Origin of the sequence: Microbispora sp. NBC_01389, from assembly GCF_045040095.1 — a bacterium.
GTDB lineage: Bacteria > Actinomycetota > Actinomycetes > Streptosporangiales > Streptosporangiaceae > Microbispora.
In genome coordinates this window covers 873617-897547 of the sequence record NZ_CP109552.1, presented here as the reverse complement: position 1 = coordinate 897547, position 23931 = coordinate 873617, and the positions used below count along the sequence as shown (strand labels likewise).

General features: G+C 69.9%; 15 protein-coding genes. 5 read left to right on the top strand and 10 right to left on the bottom strand.

Annotation, left to right across the window (positions count from 1 at the left end):
- Window positions 1–43: 43 nt before the first annotated feature.
- The 6 genes from OG344_RS04095 to OG344_RS04070 form a co-directional block, all read right to left on the bottom strand.
- Window positions 44–1435 (bottom strand): class II fumarate hydratase, encoded by a 1392-nt coding sequence (locus OG344_RS04095; protein ID WP_405087035.1) that lies wholly within the window; start codon window positions 1433–1435, stop codon window positions 44–46.
- A 111-nt stretch (window positions 1436–1546) separates the two neighbouring features.
- Window positions 1547–2095, bottom strand: a complete 549-nt coding sequence (locus OG344_RS04090) for a hypothetical protein (protein WP_405087034.1) — start codon at window positions 2093–2095, stop codon at window positions 1547–1549.
- A gap of 108 nt (window positions 2096–2203) precedes the next feature.
- On the bottom strand, window positions 2204–3229 hold the full coding sequence (locus OG344_RS04085; protein ID WP_405087033.1) for a hypothetical protein: 1026 nt from the start codon (window positions 3227–3229) through the stop codon (window positions 2204–2206).
- Between the two features lie 118 nt (window positions 3230–3347).
- Entirely contained in the window at window positions 3348–3980 is a 633-nt protein-coding gene (locus OG344_RS04080; RefSeq protein ID WP_405087032.1) for a hypothetical protein, read from the bottom strand.
- A 114-nt stretch (window positions 3981–4094) separates the two neighbouring features.
- Window positions 4095–9293, bottom strand: a complete 5199-nt coding sequence (locus tag OG344_RS04075) for a ThuA domain-containing protein (protein WP_405087031.1) — start codon at window positions 9291–9293, stop codon at window positions 4095–4097.
- 246 nt (window positions 9294–9539) lie between these two features.
- Window positions 9540–10826 (bottom strand): ROK family protein, encoded by a 1287-nt coding sequence (locus OG344_RS04070; RefSeq protein ID WP_405087030.1) that lies wholly within the window; start codon window positions 10824–10826, stop codon window positions 9540–9542.
- 246 nt (window positions 10827–11072) lie between these two features.
- On the opposite strand from OG344_RS04070, the gene OG344_RS04065 reads away from it, so the two are divergent.
- The 5 genes from OG344_RS04065 to OG344_RS04045 all read left to right on the top strand — a co-directional run bounded on the left by OG344_RS04065 (window position 11073) and on the right by OG344_RS04045 (window position 17468).
- Window positions 11073–12371: an ROK family protein gene (locus OG344_RS04065; RefSeq protein ID WP_405087029.1), complete on the top strand. Its 1299-nt coding sequence runs from the start codon at window positions 11073–11075 to the stop codon at window positions 12369–12371.
- Between the two features lie 362 nt (window positions 12372–12733).
- Entirely contained in the window at window positions 12734–14329 is a 1596-nt protein-coding gene (locus tag OG344_RS04060) for a sugar ABC transporter ATP-binding protein (protein ID WP_405087028.1), read from the top strand.
- Complete coding sequence (locus OG344_RS04055) at window positions 14322–15347, top strand: ABC transporter permease (RefSeq protein ID WP_327047899.1); 1026 nt, start codon at window positions 14322–14324, stop codon at window positions 15345–15347. Before OG344_RS04060 ends, OG344_RS04055 begins: the two co-directional genes overlap by 8 nt.
- 20 nt (window positions 15348–15367) lie before the next feature.
- Entirely contained in the window at window positions 15368–16426 is a 1059-nt protein-coding gene (locus OG344_RS04050) for an ABC transporter substrate-binding protein (protein WP_327047898.1), read from the top strand.
- Window positions 16427–16460: 34 nt separating this feature from the next.
- Window positions 16461–17468, top strand: coding sequence for a sugar phosphate isomerase/epimerase family protein (locus OG344_RS04045; protein ID WP_327047897.1), 1008 nt, complete (start codon window positions 16461–16463; stop codon window positions 17466–17468).
- A gap of 67 nt (window positions 17469–17535) precedes the next feature.
- On the opposite strand, the gene OG344_RS04040 is transcribed toward OG344_RS04045, so the two are convergent.
- From OG344_RS04040 to OG344_RS04025, 4 genes are all read right to left on the bottom strand, one after another.
- Window positions 17536–19347: a protein kinase domain-containing protein gene (locus OG344_RS04040; protein WP_405087027.1), complete on the bottom strand. Its 1812-nt coding sequence runs from the start codon at window positions 19345–19347 to the stop codon at window positions 17536–17538.
- A gap of 42 nt (window positions 19348–19389) precedes the next feature.
- On the bottom strand, window positions 19390–20874 hold the full coding sequence (locus OG344_RS04035; protein WP_405087026.1) for a protein kinase domain-containing protein: 1485 nt from the start codon (window positions 20872–20874) through the stop codon (window positions 19390–19392).
- Window positions 20875–20973: 99 nt separating this feature from the next.
- Window positions 20974–22626: a fumarate hydratase gene (locus OG344_RS04030; protein WP_327047894.1), complete on the bottom strand. Its 1653-nt coding sequence runs from the start codon at window positions 22624–22626 to the stop codon at window positions 20974–20976.
- 287 nt (window positions 22627–22913) lie between these two features.
- The gene (locus OG344_RS04025; protein ID WP_405087025.1) at window positions 22914–23894 is read right to left on the bottom strand and encodes a DMT family transporter; all 981 of its coding nucleotides are present in this window, start codon (window positions 23892–23894) and stop codon (window positions 22914–22916) included.
- Window positions 23895–23931: the final 37 nt, after the last annotated feature.

Below are 23931 nucleotides of genomic sequence, written 5' to 3'. Positions count from 1 at the left end.
CGGGCCCGGCACATGGCGGGGGGCGACATATCTCTCCGGTTTCCTATGTGGGCCGGGTCATCGAGAGGACGTCGAGGGCCTCGTCGAGTTGCCGTTCGGTCAGCGCGCCGCTCGCCACGTGGCCACGCTCGATGACGACCTCCCGGATCGTCCGGCGTTCCCTGAGCGCCTGCTTGGCGATCTTCGCGGCCTCCTCGTACCCGACGTACCGGTTGAGCGGGGTGACGATGGACGGCGACGACTCGGCGTACTCACGGAGGCGGTCCACGTTGGCGGTGATCCCGCTGACGCAGCGGTCGGCGAGCAGCCGGGAGACGTTCGCCAGCAGCCGGATCGACTCCAGCACGTTGCGCGCCATCACGGGCAGCATGACGTTCAGCTCGAACGCGCCCGAGGCCCCGGCCATGGTGACGGCCGCGTCGTTGCCCACGACCTGGGCGGCCACCATCGTGACGGCCTCGGGGATCACCGGGTTGACCTTCCCCGGCATGATCGACGACCCCGGCTGGAGGTCGGGGAGATTGATCTCGGCGAGCCCGGCCCGGGGGCCCGACCCCATCCACCGCAGGTCATTTGCGATCTTGTTGAGCGAGACGGCGATCACCTTGAGCATGCCCGACAGCTCGACCAGGCCGTCCCGCGCGCCCTGCGCCTCGAAGTGGTCCCTGGCCTCGGTGAACGGCAGTCCGGTCGTCCGGCTCAGCTCGGCGATCACCGCCTGCGCCCACCCGGGGCCGGGCACGTTCACCCCGGTGCCCACCGCCGTGCCGCCCAGCGGCAGCTCGGCCAGGCGCGGCAGCGCGGCCTGCAGCCGTTCGAGGGCCAGCTCGATCTGGGTGGAGTAGCCGCCGAACTCCTGGCCGAGCGTGACCGGCGTCGCGTCCATGAGGTGGGTGCGGCCCGACTTCACCACGCCGGCGAACTCCGTCGCCTTCTCCTCCAGCGCCGTGGCCAGGTGCTCCAGCGCGGGCGTGAGCTCGTGCACCACCGCGTACGCCGCCGCGACATGGATGGAGGAGGGGAAGACGTCGTTGGACGACTGGGCGGCGTTGACGTGGTCGTTCGGGTGGACGGGACGGCCCAGCCGCTCCTGCGCGAGCGTGGCGACGACCTCGTTCATGTTCATGTTGGAGGAGGTGCCCGACCCGGTCTGGAAGACGTCCACGGGGAACTGGTCGTCCCAGCGGCCCTCGGCGACCTCGGTGGCCGCGTCCCCGACGGCCTGCGCCATGTCGTCGTCGATCACGCCGTACTCGGCGTTGACCTTCGCGCAGGCCGCCTTGATCCGGGCGAGCGCCGCGATGTGGGCGGGCTCCAGGCCCCGGCCCGACACCGGGAAGTTCTCCACCGCCCGTTGCGTCTGCGCCCGCCACCTGGCCCGGGCGGGCACCCGCACCTCGCCCATGGAGTCGTGCTCGATGCGGAAATCGTCCATGCTCAGTCCTTCGGCCGCTCGTCGATGCCCTTCCTGCCCGGATCCACGGCCCTCCGAACGTGGTTCCGGGCACCGGGGAGGGCTCGACGACAAGGGCCGTCTCCGCCGAGGTCAGCGCCGGGCGTACAGCCCTCTGCGACGCATGATCACGGCGAAGGCGCCGAGGGCGAGGACCGCCACCAGGACGATGAGGCCGATCTTGAGCAGGGAGGAGTCCGTCGAGTCATCGCTGTCCGCCGCGGCCACCCGGTCGCGGGTGGCCGCCTCGGCCGCGGCCATCGGCGAGGCCGCGAGGTCCTGCGCCGTCACCTTCGTCTTCGCCTGCGCCTTGGAAGGCTTGGTCGCCGTCACGGTGACGTTCCACTCGCCGTTCGGCAGCGGCTCCGCGGGCTGGTAGACGTTCTGGCCCTCGGACGCGGACATGAGTCGTACGGGCCCGAAGGAACGGCCGTCGGCCGACTTGGCGGTCAGCGTCGCCTCGACGATCTCCTCGACGGGCTTGCCGTTCTTCCACGTGGCCACCACGTTGACGTTGTGGCCGCCGTCTCCGGTCACCTCCAGCTTGATCGGTCCGTTGTCGGCGGACGCCGCCGATGCGCCGAGCACCAGCACGAGCCCGGCCAGCAGCAGGGTCACGGCGTGGCGCAGTGTCTTGTTCACGAGTGGTGCTGCCCTTCGGGTCGTTCCTTCGGGTCGTTCAGGGGTGGTTCTCGGGGTGGTTCGCCGGGGTGGCGCTGGGGGGCGTTTCGTGGACGTGGCACCGCGCGCTCACGCGCTGAGCGGGGTGCTCCGGCCGTCCATGACGAGCAGCTTCTCCCTCCGCCTGCGGCGCAGGACAGCCGATACCCGGACGGCGACCAGGACGAGGACGATGAGAGCGAGGAGAGCCAGCTGCGGCCACGGCAGCGCCCACAGAGAGGTGACGCTCGCCACCCGCTCGGCGGTGATGCCCGGGAGCGGCTTGCCCGCGGGAGCGGGGATCGCCATGATCGTCGTGTCGATCGATCCCATCGGCCAGGCACCGGTCACCCGTGCGCTGAAACTACGGCTGCCGCCCGGCATGATCTCTCTGGCCTTGGCCTCGGACTTGTCGTCCCAGACGCTCTCACCCACCAACGTGGACGTCAGGACCCGGGCGTCCGGCGCCAGCCGGACGTTGCCGACGTTGGCGAGGGTGTAGCTCACGTCGACCGTTCCCGGGGCGAAGGGGTTCCACGACCAGTGGTAGTCGGCCCGCAGGCCGGTCACGGCGACCTTGGCCACGTAGTCGCCGGTCACCCGGATGTTCAGGCGGACGCCCACCCGGTTCTGGACGCGCACCTGGCCGGAGACGGTGTCGATGGACGCGGTGACCCCCGCGGGGTGGTCTCCCGGCGTCGCGTTCTGGGGGATCGAGACCTTGACGGGCACGACGGCGGTGGCTCCGCCGTCGATGGTCACCTTCTCGGGGAGCTCGATCCACGAGCCGCCGTCGGTCGGCTTGACGTCCGAGGGCCGCATGTCGAAGTAGCCCTTGGCGGTGAGGTAGCCGTCGTTGGCGTCGATGGCGAAGTCGACGGGCTGGGTGGAGCGGTTGACGACCGCGATGTGCTCGGTCACCTGCTGCCCGCCGGCGAGATCGATGTCGATGACGCTGCGGCCGTCGGGGCCTTTGGTGTCGGCCGGCACGACCGACCAGGTGGTGTCGGCGCTCGCCGGGGTGGCGAACGCGACCAGGGCGACCAAGACGGTCGCGCCGACAGCGTGAAGCACGGCGAGGAGGGCGAAGGCGCCCCGCGAACGGCTCTTGGTCACAGAGGTGTCTCCTGTCTCAATGCGGACGTCCGGAACGTTTGAGTCAGACTCGCACACGTTCCGGACGTTCGCACTGGGGCGGTGGGTTCCTGCCTCCTCGGGATGTCTCCCGGATAGGTCAGGACTGGTTGAACAGTGAAAGCGTGAGGGTGGAGTGGTACTGGCCGGCGGCGACGTCGACGGGGGTGCGCAGGGCGAGGTCGGCGTTGACCTTCGAGGTGCCGATCTCGGTGGCGGAGTCGGCGGTGGAGACGAGGAGTTCCTGGCCCTGGAGACCGACGTTGGGGGCTCCGGTGCCGTCGGAGACGACGGAGGAGATGGGTTCGCCGGCGGAGACGGCGCCGGTGGTGCTGTCGGTCAGCAGGCGGGGCTTCCAGCCGAGGTACTGGGGGCCGATGGGGGGTGCGGCGCTGCCGGTGGCGGTGAACGCGCTGGCCTGGCCGACGACGGCCCAGAAGTCGCCGGCGGGGATCTCGTCGGGCTGGCGGGTGTCGGTGACGGTGACGGTGGGCAGGGTGCCGACGAACTGGCGGGCGGCGGCGTCGGAGCCGTTCTCCTGGAGGGAGACGCCGTTGTTGTCGGCGACGGTCATGGAGACCTGGCCGGGGGTGGTGGTGGGGGTGATGGTGACGGAGACGTCGATGCCGTCGCTGGGCTCGTCGCCGGCGAGGGCGGGGGAGACGCTGAGGCCGGTGAGGGTGAGGCCGAGCACGGAGGCGGCGAGTATCTGGGTGGTGCGGGTCATTCGCATGGGGTGATTTCTCCGAATTTATGAGGGGGCGGGGCCGGCCGGCTGTTGTGCCGGCCGGCCCCGGTTGTGCTGTGGTGGTGGGTCAGCGCGTGCGCCTTGTCACCACCGGTGCGGTCAGCCGCAGCTGGCCGCGGGGTAGGCCGCGTCGTAGGACGTGGTGACCTGCTTGCCGCCGATGGTGGCGGTGCCGGTCACCGTGGCCTTGCCGGCGGCGAACTGGGTGGTCCGGGTGTTGAAGGACTGGTAGGCCTGCTTGCCCGGAGCCACGTCGGTCACGGTCTGCGAACCGAACGGGGTCTCCAGCTTCACCGTCGCCGGCACGTCACCGGCGTTGACGGCCGTGACCGCCAGGTACGCCGTGCTGCCGATGCAGCGGGGGACCGCGGTGACGGTCAGATTGACCTTCGGCGTGGCGATCGTCAGCGTGAGCGTCTTGATCGCCTCGACGTTGCCCGCCTTGTCGGTCGAGCGGTAGGTCAGCTGGTGCTGGCCGTCGCCGGAGACGGTGACCGGGGCGGTGTAAGCCGTCCAGGCGCCGCCGTCCAGCGCGTACTCGGTCTTGGCCACACCGCTGCCGCCGGCCTCGTCGACCGCGTTCAGCGTGACCGTGACCGGACCGGTGAACGAGCCGCCCTCCGGCTGCGCCGGGTTGGTCGTCGCGGTGGTCACCGGAGCGGTCTTGTCCTCGCTACCCGCCTTGACGAGCTTGAAGTAGTCGAACTTGACCGTCTTGGACGCCGCCTGGGCGGTGCCGATGGTGTAGACGCCGACCTTCGACGCGTTCGCCACGGCGCTGTTCTTCACCGGGGTGATCGTGCCGCTGGTGGTCAGGTCGGTCCAGGTGGTGCCGTCGGAGGAGTAGGCGCCGGTGAAGCTGTCGCCCACCTTCTTCAGGCGCAGCCACCACACGCCGGTGGTGCGGTTGGCGATCTGCGGCTGCGGGTTCTGCACGACGCCGCCGACCTCGCTGCGGAGCTCGATCGTCCGCGCCACCGACGACCCTGCGGCGTTGGTGGTGACGAAGTCGAACTTCACGTAGTTGTCGTCGTCGCCGTAGACGATCAGGCCGCCCTGCTGGTAGCGCTCGTTGAGCGCCGAGCCGTCGACCTTGGTCTCCAGCGTCCAGTCACCGCTCGGCGCGGTCTGGAGGATGAAGTTCTTCGTGCCGTCGTTGGGCGTCCCGTAGATGTCACCCGTGGCCGTGTCGATCTCCAGGTTGCCACCGGTCACGCGAACACCCGTGGCGTCGTAACGCACGTTCTGGTTCCAGCGGCAGGTGTCGAGCGTGGTGCCGTTGAAGTCGTCGTCCGGCGTCGGCGCGGTCGCCTTGTCGTCCGGCGTGATGTGGAACCAGTCGAACGACGCGTCGATTACCGTGCGGTTGCCGGTGTTCGCCAGCGAGATCAGGCCGATCTTCGGGTTGTTGATCCCGGCGAGCGGCTTGGTCTCCGGCATCGCCGTGAAGGTGGTGCCGTCCGGCGAGTAGTGCGCGGTGATGTTGGTGCCGTCGCTCATGAACCGCACGTACACCGTGTCGGGGTAGGCGTCCCCGAGCTGGGCCGTGTTGCTCGCCGTCACCTCGTTCGCGTTTCCGTTCACCTCACGGATGAACTGGAAGATGCGGTTGGCGTGGCTGGTCCCGGAGGTCGCCCGGCCCTGCAGCACCATCTTGGCGTAGTTGTCGTCGTCGCCGTAGATGATCAGGCCCGCCTGCTGGTAGGCGCTGGTCGCGTTCAGCGTGAGCTTGGCGGTGGCCGTCCAGGCGCCCGACGGCATCGGCTGCACGACGATGTTCGGCGTGTTGCCGCCCGCGCCGTAGATGTCGGTGGTCGAGGTCGGGATGATCAGGCTGCCGTTGGCGACCCGCAGGTCCTGGTTCTCCCGGATGACCGACCAGCGGTCCCGGTCGAGCTGGTTGCCCAGGAAGTCGTCCGAGCGGCCGCTGAAGCACACCGTGGCCGGCGCGTCCACCTTGACCTGCACCTGAGCGGTGCCGGCGGCGCCCTTGGCGTCGGTCACCGTCACCGTGGCGGTGTAGGTGCCCGGGGCGGTGTAGGTGTAGCTCGCGTTGGCCGTGGTGGGCTGCGGCGCGCCGTTGACTCCGAAGTTCCACTTGTAGGTGATCGCGTCACCCTCGGGGTCGGTGGCGGTCGAGGTGAAGTCGACCTTCAGCGGCGCGACGCCCGAGACCGGGTTCGCCGTCGCGGTCACGATCGGGCGCTGGTTCTCCGTGGCGCCCTTGCCGATGAAGTCGACCCAGTTGAAGTTGAGCAGGAAGGCGTTGTTGGCCGCGCTCGCCGGCTTGCGCACGACGAAGTACAGCGGGCCACTGGTCGTCGGCGGGTTGGTCAGGTTGACCGTGACGTCCTTGAACGTCTGCCAGTTGCCGGTGGGCGTGATGTCCACCGAGCCGATCAGCGTGCCGTCGTCGGGGTTGCCCTGCCGGATCTGCACGGTGCCGCCGGCGCCGGCCGAGGAGGCCCGGAGACGGATGGCGGTCATGCCGGTCAGGTTCACCGGGTCGAACGACCACCAGTCGCCGTCCTGGATGTTGGCGATGGCCTTGTTGCCGCCCGCGGTGTCGGTCGTGTCCTCGACCGTGACGCCCGCGGCGTCGGTGCCCACGCCGCCGGTGACGCGGCCGGTGGCGTTGAAGTGCTCGGCCTGCTTGTGCTTGGGCTGCAGGATGACCTGACCCCGCCCGGTGAGCGGCTTGGCCGACCCGGCGCCCTTGTCGGTGTAGCTGGCCTCGATCACGTAGAACAGGTTGTCGTACTCACCGTGGCCGCCCATCGCGGTCTGCACGGTGCCCTCGCACCCGGTCATCTGGTCGAGCGGGTGACCGTGGGTGTCGTGACCCAGGATCGCCTGGATCTGCACCTTGGCGCAGTCGATCGTGCCGTCCTCGGCGTCGGTGACGGTGACCTTGAACTTCACCTGGTCGCCGAACTCGAAGAACGAGCCGCTCGACGGCACGTCGACCGTGACCACGGGCTTGGTGTTGCCCGCGTTGATCGTCACACTCGCCTTGCCGGTCAGACCGTCGGCGTTCGTCACGGTCAGGACCGCGTTGAACTCGCCGGCCTGGGTGTAGGTGTAGGTGGGGTTGGCCGCGGTGGAGTCGGTCGTGCCGTTACCGTCGAAGTCCCAGGCGTAGGTGATCGCCTTGCCGTCCGGGTCCTTCGAGCCGTCGCTGCTGAACTTGACGGTCAGCGGAGTCGGGCCGTCCGTCTTGTCCGCGCCGGCGACGGCCGTCGGGGGACGGACGCCCTTGACGTAGTCGATGCGGTAGACGCCGGAGTCGGCGTTGTCGCCGCCGAAGCCCGAGCCCCACTCGATCAGGTACATCGACCCGTCGGGACCGAACTTCATGTCCATGGGCTTCTTGAAGCTCAGGGTCTGAAGGATCCGGTTGATCTTGACTAGCGAGGTGCCGTCCTCGTTGAGCTGGAACGAGAAGATCTGGTTGTTGTTCCACTCACCGAAGAGCGCCTTGCCGTCCCAGTACGCCGGCCACTTCGTGGTCGACTGCAGGGCGGCGTCGTAGCGGTAGACCGGGCCGCCCATCGGCGCGCCACCGGACAGCTCGGGGAAGACGTTCGCGTCTCTGGCGTAGTGGTAGTAGACCGTCGCCGGGATCGCCGCGGGCAGGTTGGTCAGACCGTCGTTGTTCGGCGAGTTGTTGACCGGAGCCGCGCAGTTGAACGCCGCGCCCGACTGCTTCGTGTTGAAGTCGTAGGCGATGAAGGGGGTGTTGTTGCCGAGGCAGTACGGCCAGCCGTAGTTACCCGGCTTGGAGATGAGGTTCCACTCCACCGTGTTCTGCGGGCCACGCGTGGGGCTGGAGGCGTTGGCGTCGGGGCCGTACTCACCCAGCATGATGTTGCCGGTCTTGGAGTCCAGCCCGATCCGGAACGGGTTACGGAAGCCCATGCCGTAGATCTCCGGCTTGGTCTTCGCGGTGCCCGGGGCGAACAGGTTGCCCGCCGGGACGGTGTAGGTGCCGTTCGTCTCGGGGTGGATGCGCAGCAGCTTGCCGCTCAGGCTGTTGGTGTTGCCCGAGGAGCGCTGGGCGTCCCACGAGGACCGGCCCGACCGCTCGTCGATCGGCGTGTAGTTGTCGGAGGCGAAGGGGTTGGTGTTGTCACCCGTTGCCAGCCACAGGTTGCCGGTCTTGGGGTCGATCACCAGGCCGCCGCCGTGGTGGCAGCACTCGGCCCGCTGCACCGGCACGTCCATGACCTTCTTCTCACTCGCCAGGTCCAGGGTGTCCCCGGTGACGGTGAACCGGCTCAGCCGGTCGACGTTCTCCGAGCCCGCGGGCGAGTAGTAAAGGTAGATCCACTTGTTGGTGGCGAAGGCGGGGTCCAGCGCCATGCCGAGCAGACCGCTCTCGTTGGCGGTGAACACGTTGAGGTGTCCCGCCGTCACGGTGCCGCCGGTGGGCTTGATGATCCGCACGTCGCCGAGCCGGTCGATGTAGAAGACCCGGCCGTCCTTGGCGACGTCCACCATCATCGGGTTGGACGTCTTGTTGTCCAGGGCGACCTTCTCGAAGCTGCCGCTCTGCGAGGCCGAGCAGTCGGCCTTCTCCGCACCCGCGGCGGTCTTGATGCCGCCCAGGAGCATCTTCACGAACAGCGGCTCGCTGTAGTTCGCCTTCGAGTGACCGAGCGCGGTGTACCACGAGCGGCCACCGTCGTAGTCCTGACACCACGAGTTCGGGTGGTCGACGCCCATCGTGCCGCCGGTGTAGGACTTCTCGTCCATCGACGTCAGCACGTGCACGTTGGCGCGAGGGTTCGACTGGAAGTCGTACCACTCGTCCGTGCGGGTCCACGACGTCGGCAGGTCCTTGGTGGACGGGTGCGCCGGGTCCTCGACCTTGATGGTGGCCTGCTGGATCGCCGGGTGCTGCTTGAAGTACGCACCCACCAGCTTGCCGTACCACGCCCAGTTGTAGCCGCTGTCAGCCGCGGCGTGGACGCCGACGTAGCCGCCGCCCTTCTGGATGTAGCGCTGGAACGCGGCCTGCTGATCCGGCGTGCTCACCGGGTCGCCGGTCGTGGACATGAACACCACGGCCTGGTACTGCGCGAGGTTCGCGTCGGTGAACGCCGCGCTGTCCTCGGTCGCGTCGACCGCGAAGTTGTTGTCCTGGCCGAGCTTCTGCACCGCCGCGATCCCCTCGGGGATCGAGTCGTGCCGGAACCCGGTCGTCTTCGAGAAGACGAGCACCTTGAAATCGGGGGCCGCCGCGGCCGCCGTCGTGGCGGCCTGGGCGCTCACCGGCGTCGCGAGGAGCGTGATCACAGGCGCGGCGAGGGCGATGGCCGTCGTTGCCGCACTGAATCGTTTCGGACGTTGTCCGTTGGTTGGCAGGGCCGCGTTGAGCAGCCTGGCCCACGTTCGAGAACGTGGAGACATGGAGAACCCTTTCCTGACTGGGGGGAAGGTCAGGCAAGGCGCGCGCCGCCGCGCTTGTTGCCACTTGGTTGTCGTGGATATTCCGGGGTGTTTCGGGTGCTGGAAGGTGCCGTTCCAGGTCTGTGGGGGCCGTCAGTGAACTGCCGGCCGGGGTAATGAATCGAGGATCGAGGTCGGGTCGGCGATGATCTGGTCGACCACCATGCTCGCGGCGCCGCGTGACGCGGCGCCGAAGCCGAGCGTGGACGCGACGAACCGGCACTGGGCGCCGGAGCCGGCCACCACCAGCCGGTTCAGCTGGTCCTGCGCGTGGGGCAGCAGCCACTGAGCCAGCGAGGCGAAGTAGCCTCCGATCACGATCACGCGGGGGTTGAACAGGTTGGCCAGGATCGAGCCGCCGAGCCCGAGCCACTGGCCGACCTGCGCGACCGCCTGCGTCATGCGCCGGTCGCCGGACGTCAGGCCCCGGGCGATGTCGGCCACGCGCTCGTCGGGGTCGGGCACCGGCATCCCGGGCAGCCCGTACGCCTGCTCCGGCATGGCCGCGCGGACCAGTGCGGCCAGCCCGACCTTGGTCTCCCAGCATCCGACGCGGCCGCAGCCGCACTGGTCGCCGTTCGGGTCGACCCGCAGGTGCCCGACCTCGCCGGAGTAGCCGTCCGCTCCGCACAGGAGCCTGCCGCCCGAGATGATGCCACCGCCGACGCCGACCTCTCCGGTGAGATAGACCAGGTCGGGCGTGCCCGCGGCGACGCCCGAGGTGAACTCGGCCAGCGCGGAGAGGTTGGCGTCGTTGTCCACTCTCACCGGAACGTCCAGCGGCCTGAGCATGGAGGTCAGTTCGTCCGCCAGCGGCAGGTCGTGCCAGTAGAGGTTCGGGGCGAGCGTCACTACGCCGCGCGCGACGTCCACGAGGCCGGGGACGGCCACCGCGATGCCGGCGGGGACGGCTCGGGCACGTTCCAACGCCTCCGCTGCCTCCTTCGCGACGAGCCCGAGGCGGCGGACCGCTCTGTCGGCGCCGCTGCCCATCGCGTCGAAGGCCACGCGGCGCTCGACCAGCACCCGGCCGCTGAGGTCGGTGCCGTGGACCGCGATGTAGTCGACATTGATCTCCAGTCCGAGGGCGCCGACGTGCGCGCCGTGCATTGCCACGGCCCTTCTGGGCCGGCCGATCGCGCCCACGTGCTCGACACCGACCTCCCGCACCAGCCGCCGTTCGAGCAGCTCGGCCATGAGGTTGGAGACGGTGGCCCGGTGCAGCCCGGTCGCGTCGGCGATGTCGGCGCGGGAAAGGGAGTCGTGGTCGCGCAGCTCGCGCAGCACCAGCGAGAGGTTCGCTCTGCGCAGGGCCGCGGGGCCCGCCGCGGGCGGCGTCGCGCCGCCCGGGGTGCGGAGGAGGTTCGGCTCGTACGTCACCTGATCCTCACCCGCCCTTTGTTTGTCTCTGAGATCAATTAATCAGCGTTGTAACACGAGCATGTCCGGACCTGCACCCATCTGTCGAGTAACGAGTTGGCATCGGCAGCCCTGCCGCAGCTCAACGGCTATATGACCTTGGGGTTACCGGACTGTTACGGAACCTGCAACCGGTTTCAGTCTTGCGTCTTCCGGAAGACGCTGGCATTAATTCGGCGAGCCACACGAACTAATTGAGGGAGAGGCGTGGACCGAAGCAAGGCCGACGGCCGTACGGGCGACTCGCTGAGTCGCGGCCTGTCCGCGGGTGTTCCCGCTGACCAGGCCACCGTACGCCGTTCCAACCTCGCTCTGGTGCTGCGTCACGTGAGCGCCTCGGGCCCGTGCTCCCGGTCGGCCGTCGCACTCGCCACCGGGCTGAACAAGACCACCGTCACCAGCCTGGTCAGCGAGTTGCAGGCACGCGGGCTGGTGATGGAGACGGGGCCGCAGCACGCGGGCTCCGTCGGCCGCCCGAGCGTCGCGCTCGCCCTCGACGGTTCACGGGTCGGCGCACTGGGCGTGGAGGTCAACGCCGACTACATCGCCGCCATCGCCACCGATCTGGCCGGCCGGGTGCTCGTGGACCGGCGCGTCGGCTTCGACGCGATGGGGTCCAGCCCGGAGCGCTCGCTCGACGAACTGGCCCTGGTGGTCGAGAAGACCCTGGCCGACCTCGACCGGCTCGGGGTGACGCCCGCGGGGATCACCGTGGCCATCCCGGGCCTGATCGACACGATCACCGGCACCGTCGTCGTGGCGCCGAACCTCGGCTGGCACGGAGTGGCGGTGGCGGAGCGGCTGTCCCAGGCGGGCATCCGCCCGGACATCCCCATCGTGGTGGACAACGACGCCAACCTCGCCGCGCTGGCCGAGTACACCTCCGGGTCCGAGGCGGGCACGTCCGACCTGGTCTACCTCACCGGCGAGGTGGGCGTCGGGGGCGGTGTCATCTCCGGCGGGCGGTTGCTGGGCGGAGCGGACGGATTCGCCGGGGAGGTCGGCCACATCATGGTCGATCCCGCCGGTGAGCCCTGCCGCTGCGGCCGCGTCGGCTGCTGGGAGACCAAGGTCGGACTGGCCGCGCTGGTGCGCATGGCCACCCCCGACCGGGCGTACGGCAGGGGCCGGCAGGTCGTCCGTGATCCGGAGGAGCGGCTGGCCGAGATCGAGCAGCGGCGGGCGGAAGGCGACCCGAGGGTCGACGCCGCCGTCGCGGAGGTGGGCCGGTGGCTCGGGCTCGGAGCGTCGGTGCTGGTCAACCTGTTCAATCCACGTGTTATCGTGCTGGGCGGCTACTTCGCCAGGCTCGCCGACCGGCTCATCCCCGCCGCCCGGCAGGAACTGGCGCGTCTCGGCATGACCGGCGCCGTCGAACGCTGCAGCTTCGCCGCATCCGATCTCGGCTTCGGCGCCGCGGCACGTGGGGCGGCGGGTGTCGTCGTCGAACGAGCCCTGTCCGACCCGACCGCCATATCGATCCGACAACCCCTGCCATCGGGGTGATCGAGGACTCCGACGACCTGTCCGGCGGCGGACGCCTCTGTCCGCGAGCCGGTTCCGCTCCCCCACTCCTCTGATCAGCCGTCCCCTTCGAACGTCCCGTCCGCCTGACCGTGCTCCCCCGCTCGGTACTCCCCCCCGCCCATCCCGCGTGCCGTGGCGATGGGACATGCGGTCAGGCGGACGGGATCACCACCACCTTCCGAGCCATTCCGAGCCCTTTCCCACAAGAACGTCCCGCCCGCCTGTACGGCTGTCCGGAGCCGCGTCGGCATCGTTGACGCCGACATCGGTGCCGTAGCGGCGGTGCAGCCGGCGCCGTCAGGCGGGCGGGGCCCGGCCGCACCCACCCCTAGGAGGCTTCTGTGCAGCCGTCATCGTCCGAGTCGTCCCTGCTGGAGATGCGAGGCATCGTCAAGCAGTTCCCCGGCGTGCGCGCCCTGAACGGCGTCGACCTCGACGTCCGTGTCGGGGAGGTGCACTGCCTGCTCGGCCAGAACGGCGCCGGGAAGTCCACTCTGATCAAGACTCTGGCCGGGGCGCACATGCCCGACGAGGGAACGATCACCTTCGACGGCCAGGAGGTCCGGCTGACCAGCCCGACGGCCGCGATCCGGCAGGGCATCGCCACGATCTATCAGGAGCTTGACCTGGTGGACGGGTTGAGTGTGGCCGAGAACATCTATCTGGGTCATGAGCGGGCGCGGTTGGGGTTCTCGCGCCGGGGGGAGGCCGAGCGGGCGGCGGCTGAGCTGTTGGGGCGGTTGGGTCATGGGGAGATCCGGCCGCGGATGGAGGTGGGCCGGTTGTCTCCGGCGCATAAGCAGATTGTGAGTATGGCGCGGGCGTTGTCGCATTCGGCGCGTTTGATCATCATGGATGAGCCGTCGGCGGCGCTGGCGCATGACGAGGTGGACAACCTGTTTCGGGTGATCCGGGATCTGACCGCGCAGGGGGTGGCGGTGATCTATATCTCGCATCGGCTGGAGGAGATCCGGCAGATCGGGGATCGGGTCACGGTGTTGAAGGACGGGGCGACGGTCGCGGTGGGTTTGGCGGCGAAGGACACGCCGACGCAGCAGATCGTGGCGTTGATGACGGGGCGGAATGTGGAGTATGTGTTTCCGCCGCGTCCGGAGGTCGGTGCTCATGAGGGCCGCGACGAGGTGTTGCGGGTGGAGAACCTGAGTCTGCCTGGGCGATTCGCGGATGTGTCGTTCAGCATCCGGGCGGGGGAGATCGTGGGGTTGGCGGGTCTGGTGGGGTCGGGTCGTAGTGAGATCGTGGAGGCGATCTACGGGGCGCGGCGGGGCAGTGGCCGGGTGGTTCTGGACGGTCAGGTGGTGCGTCCGGGCAGTACGAGCCGGGCGGTGCGGATGGGGATGGGTCTTGCGCCGGAGGAGCGTAAGGCGCAGGCGTTGTTGCTGGATCATCCGGTGGCGCAGAACATCACGCTGGCGTCGTTGAGCCGGTATACGCGGCCGCGGTGGCTGGGGTGGCTGGATCGTAGGAGTGAGTTCGCGGAGGCCAAGCGGTTGTCGGAGGCGTTGGACATCCGTCCGCCGGATGTGCGGCGGCCGATCCGGACGTTGTCGGGGGGTAACCAGCAAAAAGCGGTGCTGGGGCGGTGGCTGGCCGAGGATCGCAAGTTGTTGTTGCTGGACGAGCCGACGCGTGGGGTGGATGTCGGTGCCCGGGCCGAGCTGTACGCGCTGGTGCGCAAGCTGGCCGACGACGGGATCGGTGTGCTTTTGGTGTCGAGTGAGGTGCCCGAGGTGTTGGGTCTGGCGGATCGGGTGCTGGTGGTCCGGGAGGGCCGGATCGTGCATGAGGCCCCGGCGCGGGAGTTGGATGAGCATCGGGTGCTGGATCTGGTGATGGTCTCCGCTGGGGAGACGGCTGGGTCTGAGGTAGTGGGTTCTGCGGTGGCAGATTCTCCTGAAGGAGCGTTCCATGACTGAGGTCGATCAGGCCGCGCCGGCCAACGCGCCGGTCAAGCCGGCGGGTGCGGGCGGGCCGTTGGGCCGGTTGGGGTTGGCCCGGGTGGGTGAGGCCCGGCATGTCGGGCTGGTGGCGGCCCTCGTCCTGCTGGCGATCGTGGGGGTGGTGACCCGCCCGGAGAACTTCGCCACCTCCTCCAACCTGGTGAGTATTCTGGCGCTGGCCTCGACCATCGGGGTGATCACGGTTGGGATGACCTTCGTGATCATCGGTGGGGGGATCGACCTGTCGGTCGGCGCGGTGATGGCGTTGGCGTCGGTGTGGGCGACCACGTTGGCCACGCAGGCGTACGGGCCGGTTGTGATGATCGTGTGCGCGGTCGTGGTGGGCACCGGAGCCGGGCTGCTGAGCGGGTTCCTGATCGCCTACGGGCGGATGGTGGCGTTCATCGCGACGCTGGCCATGCTGGTGGCCGCGCGGGGTCTGGCGCAGCGGATGTCGAACCAGCGGACGCAGCTGGTGCAGCCGGACAACTCGATGATCGTGGATCTGTCCACGACCCGGGTGCTGGGGCTGCCGCTGCTGGTCTATGTGTTCGCGCTGGTGGTGCTGGTCGGGTGGCTGGTGCTGAACCGGACCACGTTCGGGCGGCGCACGTACGCGGTCGGCGGCAACCCCGAGGCGGCGCGGCTGGCCGGTATCAATGTGCGCAGGCACACGCTGATGTTGTATGCGCTGTCGGGGTTGTGCTGCGGGATCGCGGCGGTCCTGATCATGGCGCGGACCACGACGGGGTCGTCGACGCACGGTGATCTGTACGAGCTGGACGCGATCGCCGCGGTGATCATCGGTGGCACGCTGCTGACCGGTGGCCGGGGCACGATCATCGGTTCGATCCTGGGTCTGCTGATCTTCACGGTGATCACCAATCTGTTCATCCTCAACGGGCTGAACACCGCCGACCAGCTGGTCGCCAAGGGCGTCATCATCGTCGCCGCCGTGCTGCTGCAGCGGCGAAGTCTCAAGTCACACACATAGAGAACTAGGGAGAAAAAGATATGGACAAGAACGTCGCACGGCGCGGTTTCCTGGTGAGCGGAGCCGTCATCGGCGCAGGCGCTCTCATCACCGCCTGCACCAGCAACGAGCCGGCCGCGCAGGCCAGCGCCCCGGCCGCGGCCCCCGCCGCCGCCGCCGGCGGCAACGACACCCCCGGCGACAAGGTCGTCATCGGCTTCTCGGCCCCGGCCGCCGACCACGGCTGGATCGCCGCGATCAGCAAGAACGCCGCCGACGCCGCCAAGCAGTACTCCGACGTGGAGCTGAAGGCGGTCGAGCCGACCAACGACATCAACCAGCAGATCTCCGCGGTGGAGTCGCTGATCCAGGCCAAGGTCAACGCGCTGGTGATCCTGCCCAACGACGGCCAGCAGCTCAACCAGGTCGCCCGTCAGGCGATGGACGCCGGCATCCCGGTGATCAACCTCGACCGGGTGTTCCCCGACAAGCTGTCGTACCGGACCTGGATCGGCGGCGACAACTACGGCATGGGTGTGGCCGCGGGCAACTACATCGGCAAGACGCTGAAGGACAAGGGTGTGGCCGACCCGGTGATCCTGGAGATCCAGGGCATCGCGACGCTGCCGCTGACCCAGGACCGCAGCAAGGGCTTCGCCGACGCGCTGAAGACCTTCGGGTTCAAGGTGACCGCGCAGCAGGACGCGAAGTTCACGGTGGAGTCGGGCACGCAGGTGGCGAGCAACCTGCTGCAGGCGCACAAGAAGATCGACGCGATCTGGAACCACGACGACGACCAGGGCATCGGTGTGCTCGCGGCGATCAAGGAGGCCGGGCGCAGCGAGTTCTTCATGGTCGGCGGCGCCGGTTCGGCGAACGCGATGCGTGACATCCAGGCCGACAGCGGTGTGCTGAAGGCGACGGTGACCTACAGCCCGACGATGGCCGCCTCGGCGATCAAGCTGGCGCGTCTGATCGCGCAGGGCAAGGGCATGAGCGACCTGCTGGAGCAGCAGGTGCCGCAGTCCATCACGCTGACGTCGGAGACCGTCGTCAAGGACAACGCCGACAAGTACCTGCCGACCGGGTTCGAGTCGTGAGTCTCGGTAGCCGCTGCACGAGTGTGGAGGACTGATGACCAGGCCGATCACGTTGTTCACCGGTCAGTGGGCGGACCTGCCGTTCGAGGAGGTCTGCCGGCTGGCCGCCGAGTGGGGCTACGACGGTCTTGAGATCGCCTGCTGGGGCGACCACTTCGAGGTCGACAAGGCCGTGGCCGACGACTCCTACGTCGAGCGCAAGCTGGAGACCCTGGCCAAGTACGACCTGAAGGTGTGGACGATCTCCAACCACCTGGTCGGCCAGGCCGTCTGCGACCACCCCATCGACGAACGGCACAAGGGCATCCTGCCCGCCCGCATCTGGGGCGACGGCGAGCCCGAGGGCGTCCGCCGCCGCGCCGCCGAGGAGATCAAGGACACCGCCCGCGCCGCCGCCAAGCTCGGGGTCAAGACCGTGGTCGGGTTCACCGGATCGTCGATCTGGCACACCCTGGCCATGTTCCCCCCGGTGCCGCCGTCGATGATCGAGGCCGGCTACGCCGACTTCGCCGAGCGGTTCAACCCGATCCTGGACGTCTTCGACGAGGTCGGGGTGCGGTTCGCCCACGAGGTGCACCCCAGCGAGATCGCCTATGACTACCACACCACGGTGCGGACGCTGGAGGCGATCGGCAACCGGCCGGCGTTCGGGCTGAACTGGGACCCCTCGCACATGGTGTGGCAGGGTCTGGACCCGGCGGGGTTCATCCTGGACTTCGCCGACAAGATCTACCACGTGGACTGCAAGGACGCCCGGGTCGCCACCCGCGACGGGCGGCGGGGCCGGCTGGCCTCGCACCTGGCGTGGGCCGACCCGCGCCGCGGCTGGGACTTCGTGTCCACCGGCCGGGGCGACGTGCCGTGGGAGGAGTGCTTCCGCGCGCTCAACCACATCGGCTACGACGGCCCGATCTCCATCGAGTGGGAGGACGCGGGCATGGACCGGCTGCACGGCGCACCCGAATCCCTCGCCTACATCCGCTCGCTCAACGCCATCACCCCACCCGACGCGGCCTTCGACGCCGCCTTCTCCTCCGAGTAAGGCCTCACCCCCAGGCGGCGGCCGCGGTGTCCCCACCGCGGCCGCCGCCTCATTTCGCGAAGACCTCTCATTTCGCGAAGAGCACGACGGCCAGCAGGATCAGCACCACGAGCCCGGCGAGCACGACTCCCATCGTCACCAGCACCCGCACCCGCGTGCCGGGGGCCGGGCTGGAGGGGCCGCGCATCGCGAACAGGTCCGTGCCCAGGCTGTTCGACCCCGGTACGCCGTCCCCCGGCCCTCCGGGACCCCTGGGGCCCTCCAGCGGACTCCCGGAGCCGCCGCCCGGGCCGCCGGGCCAGGCGGGGCCTCCGGGCCCGGGAACCCCCGGCCCGCCGGGATACGCCGAGGGATGCGGGCCGAAATGCGGGCCGAAATGCGGGCCGAAATGCGGGCCTGAGTGGGGCCCGGCGGGTGGACCGGGGCGTGGACCGGGGCGTGGACCGGCGGGTGGACTGGGGCGTGGACCGGCGGGTGGGCCGGGATGTGCCGGCAGCCTGCCGGGGACGGTGGTGTCGTGCCTGCCGGTGGGACCGGAACCGGGATCTGAACCGGGCTCGGGGCGTGGCGGGGGAGGAGGCACCCGCGGCACGCCCGTCGGGCGGGCCACGACCATGGTGCGGTTCACGTCCTCCTCGTAGCCACCCAGCTCGCCCCCCGGAGCCGCGCCGGGCGGAGCCCCGCTGTTTGGGCCCCCGCTGTTTGGGCCCCCGCTGTTTGGGCCCCCGCTGTTTGGGCCCACGCTGTCTGGGCCCAGGCTGTCAGGGGCCAGGCCGCCCGGAGTCGCGTTGCCCGGAGCCGCGCCGGGCGGACTCGCGCTGCTGGGGGTCACGCCGGCTGGGGTCACGCTGCTGGGAGCCACGTCTGACGGGACATCCCCGGGTGCCGGGGCGGCGGCGGGTGCGGGGGCCATCCCCGCGATCTCTTCGGGCCGGGCCTGCTGATCCGTCCTGTTGTCCGTCCTGTTGTCCGCCCTGCTGTCCGCTCTGCCACCCGCCTTCCTGGCGGGTGCCGGGCGGGCGGGGGGAGCCTGAGCGGGGGCGGGTGACGCGCCTGTGGGCGTGTCGGCGACCATCCGGAGCAACGCGGCGGCGCGTTCGGGTGTGAGGCGCGCCCTGTGGTCCTTCTCCAGCAGTCCCTCCAGCACCGGGCGCAGCGGCCCGGCCTGCGCGGGCGGGTCGGCGCTCTCGGTCATCAGCGCCGCGAGCGTCTCGCCCACCGTGGCCCGTTCGTACGCCGGTCGTCCCTCGACGGCGAAGTACAGCGTCGCGCCGAGCGACCACAGGTCCGACTCCGGCCCGGTGTGATCGCCTCGCGCCCGCTCCGGGGCGGTGTATCCCGGGGAGCCGATGACCATGCCCGTCTGCGTGAGGGCGGTGTCGCCGAGGGCCTTGGCGATGCCGAAGTCGGTCAGGACGACCCGGCCCGTCTCGGTCAGCAGGACGTTCGCCGGCTTCACGTCCCGGTGCAGGATGTGCTGCGCGTGCGCGGCACGCAGCGCGCTGAGCAGGTCACAGCCGATCTCCGCCACCAGGCGTGGCGGCAGCGGCCCCTCCTCGTCGATCACCTGCTCCAGCGACCGGCCCTCGACCAGTTCCATGATGATCCACGGGATGCCGTCGGCCAGGATGACGTCGTGGATCGTGGCGACGGAGGGATGGCTGACGCGGGCCGCCATGCGGCCCTCACGCAGCATGCGTTCGCGCAGCTCCTGGCGTTGCCGGGGGCTGAGCGCCGGATCCTGGCGGATCTCCTTGACCGCGATCTCCCGGTCCAGCGACCGGTCGTACGCTCGCCAGACCGTGCCCATGGTGCCCCGACCGATGCGGACGCGTAGCTCGTAGCGCTCAGCGAGCATCCGCCCATGCTGTTCCGGCATGAGAAGAAAGATAGCGATTCCGCCTTGAAAAGCGCTTTCCCGTTACTTGATAAACATCCTCGGCCAGTACCGGCGCGGCAGCAGGATCTTGATCATCTTGGCCACGTGCCGCATCATGGGGATGCGCACGACCTGCTGGAGAGCCGGCTCCGCCGGCTTGCGGTGCAGCCCCTCGCTCGGCCGCCGCCGCTGGAACGGCACGGCCGCGACGTCGCCGCCGCTTCCCGGATCGCGAGGGTAGGCGAGGTGCCGGCCCGACTGTCCGTAGCCCGACTGTTCGTAGAAGGTGTGCGGCCCGCTGTGCCGGAACTGACCGCTGTGCCCGTACGGCCCGGTCTGTCCATAGGACCCTGACTGGCCGTAGGACCCTGACTGGCCGTAGGGCCCGGTCTGCCCGTACTGGCCGGCGGGCGGGAAAGACGGGCCGCCGCTCGGGCCGTACACCCCGTAGGCGCCGGACGGATCGTACGGTCCGCCCGCCTGGTACGGCTGGCCGTACGGCCCCGGCTGCCGGTGCGGCCCGGAGTCGCGGTCGCGCGGAGCGACCTTGGGGGCGGGTCGCGACTCGGCGCGGTGCTGGCCCCGGTGCTGCCCCCGGGGCGGATTGCGGTGCGGCGGCTTGCGGCTGCTGGGGGGAGCGGGCGCGGTGGGCGGCGGCGAGGGCCGTCCGCCGCGGAAGGGAGAGACCAGCGGATCGTCGACCACGCCTCCGGCCGCGACCCTGGACAGAACATGCGCCGCGCGCACGCCGTCGATCCTGGCCGCCGGGTCGATCTGCAGCAGCCCCCGCAGGACCGGGGCGAGCGGGCCCGCCTTCTCCATCGGGATGGGCGCCCCGCTGGTCAGCGCCGCGAGCGCCGCCGCCGCCGTACGGCGGCCGTGCAGACCGCGCCCCTCGACGGCGGTGTAGAGGGTCGCGCCGAGCGACCACAGGTCGGCGGCCGGGCTCGCCCGGTCACCGAGGACGCGTTCGGGGGAGATGTACCCGGCGGAGCCGAGCACGATCCCCGCCTGGGTGATGGACGCGTCGCCCTCCAGGGCGGCCAGCCCGAAGTCGGTCAGCACCGCCCGGTCGTCATCGGTGACCAGCACGTTGCTGGGCTTCACGTCGCGGTGCAGGATGCCCTTGCCGTGCACGGCCCGCAGCGCGCCGAGGACCTGCCGTCCGATGTCGGCGACCCGGCGCGGGGGCAGCGGGCCCTCCTGGCGGATGAGCTCCTCCAGTGACCGCGCCCGGAGCAGTTCCATCACGATCCATGGCCGGTCGTCCTCGGTGATTACGTCGAAGAGCGTGATGACCGAGGGGTGGGCGACCATGGCGGTCGCCCGGCCCTCGCGCTCGGTGCGCGCGCACAATTCCGCCCGCAGCTCCTCGTCGAGGACCAGCGGAAGCCGCACCTCCTTGACCGCCACCTCGCGGTCGAGCAGTTCGTCACGCGCCCGCCACACAGTGCCCATGCCGCCGCGCCCGACCGGCTCGATAAGCCGATAGCGCGCGGCTAGCAGGTATCCGGACGGCGCACGCATGGGTGGCAGCTTACCGATTTGTGCCATGCGACCTGTAGAGACCATGCCGGGAAATTGTTGAGATCTTCTGTCAAAGATCCTGACAACAAGCCCGTAGGGTCAGCGGCGGCCGATGGTAAGGACGGGACCGGTGGTGTCGGTGAAGAAGTCGCCGCCCTTGTCGTCGACGACGATGAAGGCCGGGAAGTCGACGACCTCGATTTTCCAGACCGCTTCCATTCCCAGCTCCGGATATTCCAGGACATCGACCTTCTTGATGCAGTCCTGGGCCAGCCGGGCGGCCGGGCCGCCGATGGAGCCGAGGTAGAAGCCGCCGTGCTTCTGGCACGCCTCGGTGACCTGCTTGGACCGGTTGCCCTTGGCCAGCATCACCATCGAGCCGCCCGCCGCCTGGAAGCGCTCGACGTACGAGTCCATCCGGCCCGCCGTCGTGGGCCCGAAGGAACCGGACGCGTAGCCCTCGGGGGTCTTGGCCGGGCCGGCGTAGTAGACGGCGTGATCCTTCAGGTACTGCGGCATGTCCTCGCCGGCGTCGAGCCGCTCGGCGATCTTCGCGTGCGCGATGTCGCGGGCGACCACGAGCGGCCCGGTGAGCGACAGGCGGGTCTTCACCGGATACCTGCTCAGCTCGGCGAGGATCTCCGGCATCGGGCGGTTCAGGTCGATGCTCACCACGTCGCCGCCGAGGTGCTCGTCGGTGGTGTCGGGGAGGAACCGGGCGGGGTCGGTCTCGAGCTGTTCGAGGAACACCCCCTCCGGCGTGATCTTCGCCAGTGCCTGCCGGTCCGCGCTGCAGCTCACCGCGATCGCGACCGGGCAGGACGCGCCGTGCCGGGGCAGTCGGATCACCCGCACGTCGTGGCAGAAGTACTTGCCGCCGAACTGCGCGCCGATGCCCAGCTTCTGGGTCAGCTCGAAGACCTTCTTCTCCATCTCCAGGTCGCGGAAGCCATGGCCGCTCGCCGAGCCCTCGGCAGGGATGGAGTCCAGATAGCGGGCCGAGGCGTACTTCGCCGTCTTCAGCGCGTACTCGGCGCTGGTGCCGCCCACGACGATGGCCAGATGGTACGGCGGGCAGGCGGCGGTGCCGAGCGAGCGGATCTTCTCCTCCAGGAAGGCGAGCATCCGCTTCTCGTTGAGCACCGCCTTCGTCTCCTGGTAGAGGAACGACTTGTTGGCCGAGCCGCCGCCCTTGGCCATGAACAGGAACTTGTACTCGTCCGGGTGACCGTTCGGGTCCTCGGCGTAGAGTTCGACCTGCGCCGGCAGGTTGGAGCCGGTGTTCTTCTCGTCCCACATCGTCAGCGGCGCCATCTGCGAGTAACGCAGGTTGAGCCGCGTGTAGGCGTCGTACACGCCTCGGCTGAGGTGCTCGGCGTCGCGGCCATCGGTCAGCACGTGCCGGCCGCGCTTGCCCATCACGATCGCGGTGCCGGTGTCCTGGCACATCGGCAGCACGCCGCCGGCTGAGATGCTCGCGTTCTTCAGCAGGTCGAGGGCCACGAAGCGGTCGTTGCCGCTGGACTCGGGGTCGTCCACGATCTTGCGAAGCTGGGCCAGGTGGGACGCGCGCAGATAGTGCGAGATGTCGTGGATCGCGGTCTCGGTGAGCAGCCGCAGCGCCTCCGGCCCGACCTCCAGGAACCTGCGCCCGGCCGCCTCGGTGACCCGCACCCCCTCGCCGGTGATCAGGCGGTACTCCGTCTCGTCGGGTCCCAGCGGGAGCAGGTCGGTGTAGTCGAACTCCGGCATCGTCCTCGGTCCTCGTGGTCTGCCTCGTCGGGCGCGCCCGACGCGCGGGCCGTCCATGTCCTGTCCGTGTCCCTGCACAGCGTACGGCGAACGAACAATGGTCATCATGCCCGGGGCATGAGTAGGTTTTGAATAAATTCAACCAGACGATATGCGCATAAAGCGGGATAATCGAGACGGGACGAGAGGAGGGGCCATGAACGGCGAAGTCATCGTAATGATCATATTCGCGATCGGCATCCTCGTGGCCCTCGCGCTGTCGCTGCTCGCGCTCGTGCTGCGGCAGGTCAAGGAGGGCGAGATGACCTGGTTGATTCCGTCCGGCGCGGCGCACGACCGTTCGCGCGACGGCTCGCGCGACGGCTCGCGCGACGGCTCGCAGGACGGCTCGCGGCCTCCGGGGCCGGACGCCGGGGCCGGGGTGAACGGAGCCCGAGAGCGATTCCGCTGACGACGAGGGCCGCTCCGGCGAGGTCGGCCGGGGTGGGGACGGCGATTCCGAGGAGGGCGGCCGTGGTGATCGCCCCTATGGGGATCATCCCGGCGAACAGCCCGGCCCGGTCCGGGCCCAGGCGGGGCAGCGAGCGGTACCACAGGAAGAACGCCACGGTCGTCACGACGAGGGCGAGGTAGGCGAGGCCCGCCGCCTCGGCGGGCGTGGGCGTCCGCAGGACGTCCCGGCCGTCCAGGGCCAGCCCGGCGGCCAGCAGGAGCGGCACGGCGAGCGCGGCCGACCAGGCCGACAGCCGCACGGGCCCGACCACCGGCAGCAGGGGCAAGGCCAGCAGCGAGAAGCACAGCTCGCAGGCGAGCGCGCCGAGCGACCACAGCAGGCCGGGCAGGTTCCCGCTCCCCGCGCCCGTTGCGAGAAGGGCCCCGGCGGCCACCACCAGACCCGCCCCGACGACGCGCGGGGACGGCCGCCCGCCCGTGGCCATCGGGCCCACGAGGGCGAGCGCCAGCGGCACGGTGCCGAGGACGATGCCGGGCAGCGCGGGACCGGACGCCCGGGCCGCCTCGACGACGCACACGTTGAACAGCACCAGCCCCGTCAGCGACAACGTGGCGAGCAGCCCCCACTGGCGCGGCCGGAGCCGTACGGGACCGAGACCGCGGGCGCGGGCCGCGGCGAGCAGGACCACGGCGGCGAGGGCATAGCGGAGCGCCTGGCCGCCGTAGACCGGATAGTCCGCGATCGCGCCGGAGACCGCGGCCAGCGTCCCGACGAGGAACATCGCCCCCGCGGCCCCGGTCGTGTAGGTGTTCACGTCTGACGATCCTAGGAAGCGGTTGGTCCCCGTAACC

Bases quoted from the DNA above. Each gene is read 5' to 3' on its own strand.
- OG344_RS04095 (WP_405087035.1), bottom strand. From the start codon at position 1,435: ATGGACGATTTCCGCATCGAGCACGACTCCATGGGCGAGGTGCGGGTG.
- OG344_RS04030 (WP_327047894.1), bottom strand. From the start codon at position 22,626: ATGCCGGAGTTCGACTACACCGACCTGCTCCCGCTGGGACCCGACGAG.
- OG344_RS04045 (WP_327047897.1), top strand. From the start codon at position 16,461: ATGACCAGGCCGATCACGTTGTTCACCGGTCAGTGGGCGGACCTGCCG.
- OG344_RS04050 (WP_327047898.1), top strand. From the start codon at position 15,368: ATGGACAAGAACGTCGCACGGCGCGGTTTCCTGGTGAGCGGAGCCGTC.
- OG344_RS04080 (WP_405087032.1), bottom strand. From the start codon at position 3,980: ATGCGAATGACCCGCACCACCCAGATACTCGCCGCCTCCGTGCTCGGC.
- OG344_RS04040 (WP_405087027.1), bottom strand. From the start codon at position 19,347: ATGCCGGAACAGCATGGGCGGATGCTCGCTGAGCGCTACGAGCTACGC.
- OG344_RS04055 (WP_327047899.1), top strand. From the start codon at position 14,322: ATGACTGAGGTCGATCAGGCCGCGCCGGCCAACGCGCCGGTCAAGCCG.
- OG344_RS04035 (WP_405087026.1), bottom strand. From the start codon at position 20,874: ATGCGTGCGCCGTCCGGATACCTGCTAGCCGCGCGCTATCGGCTTATC.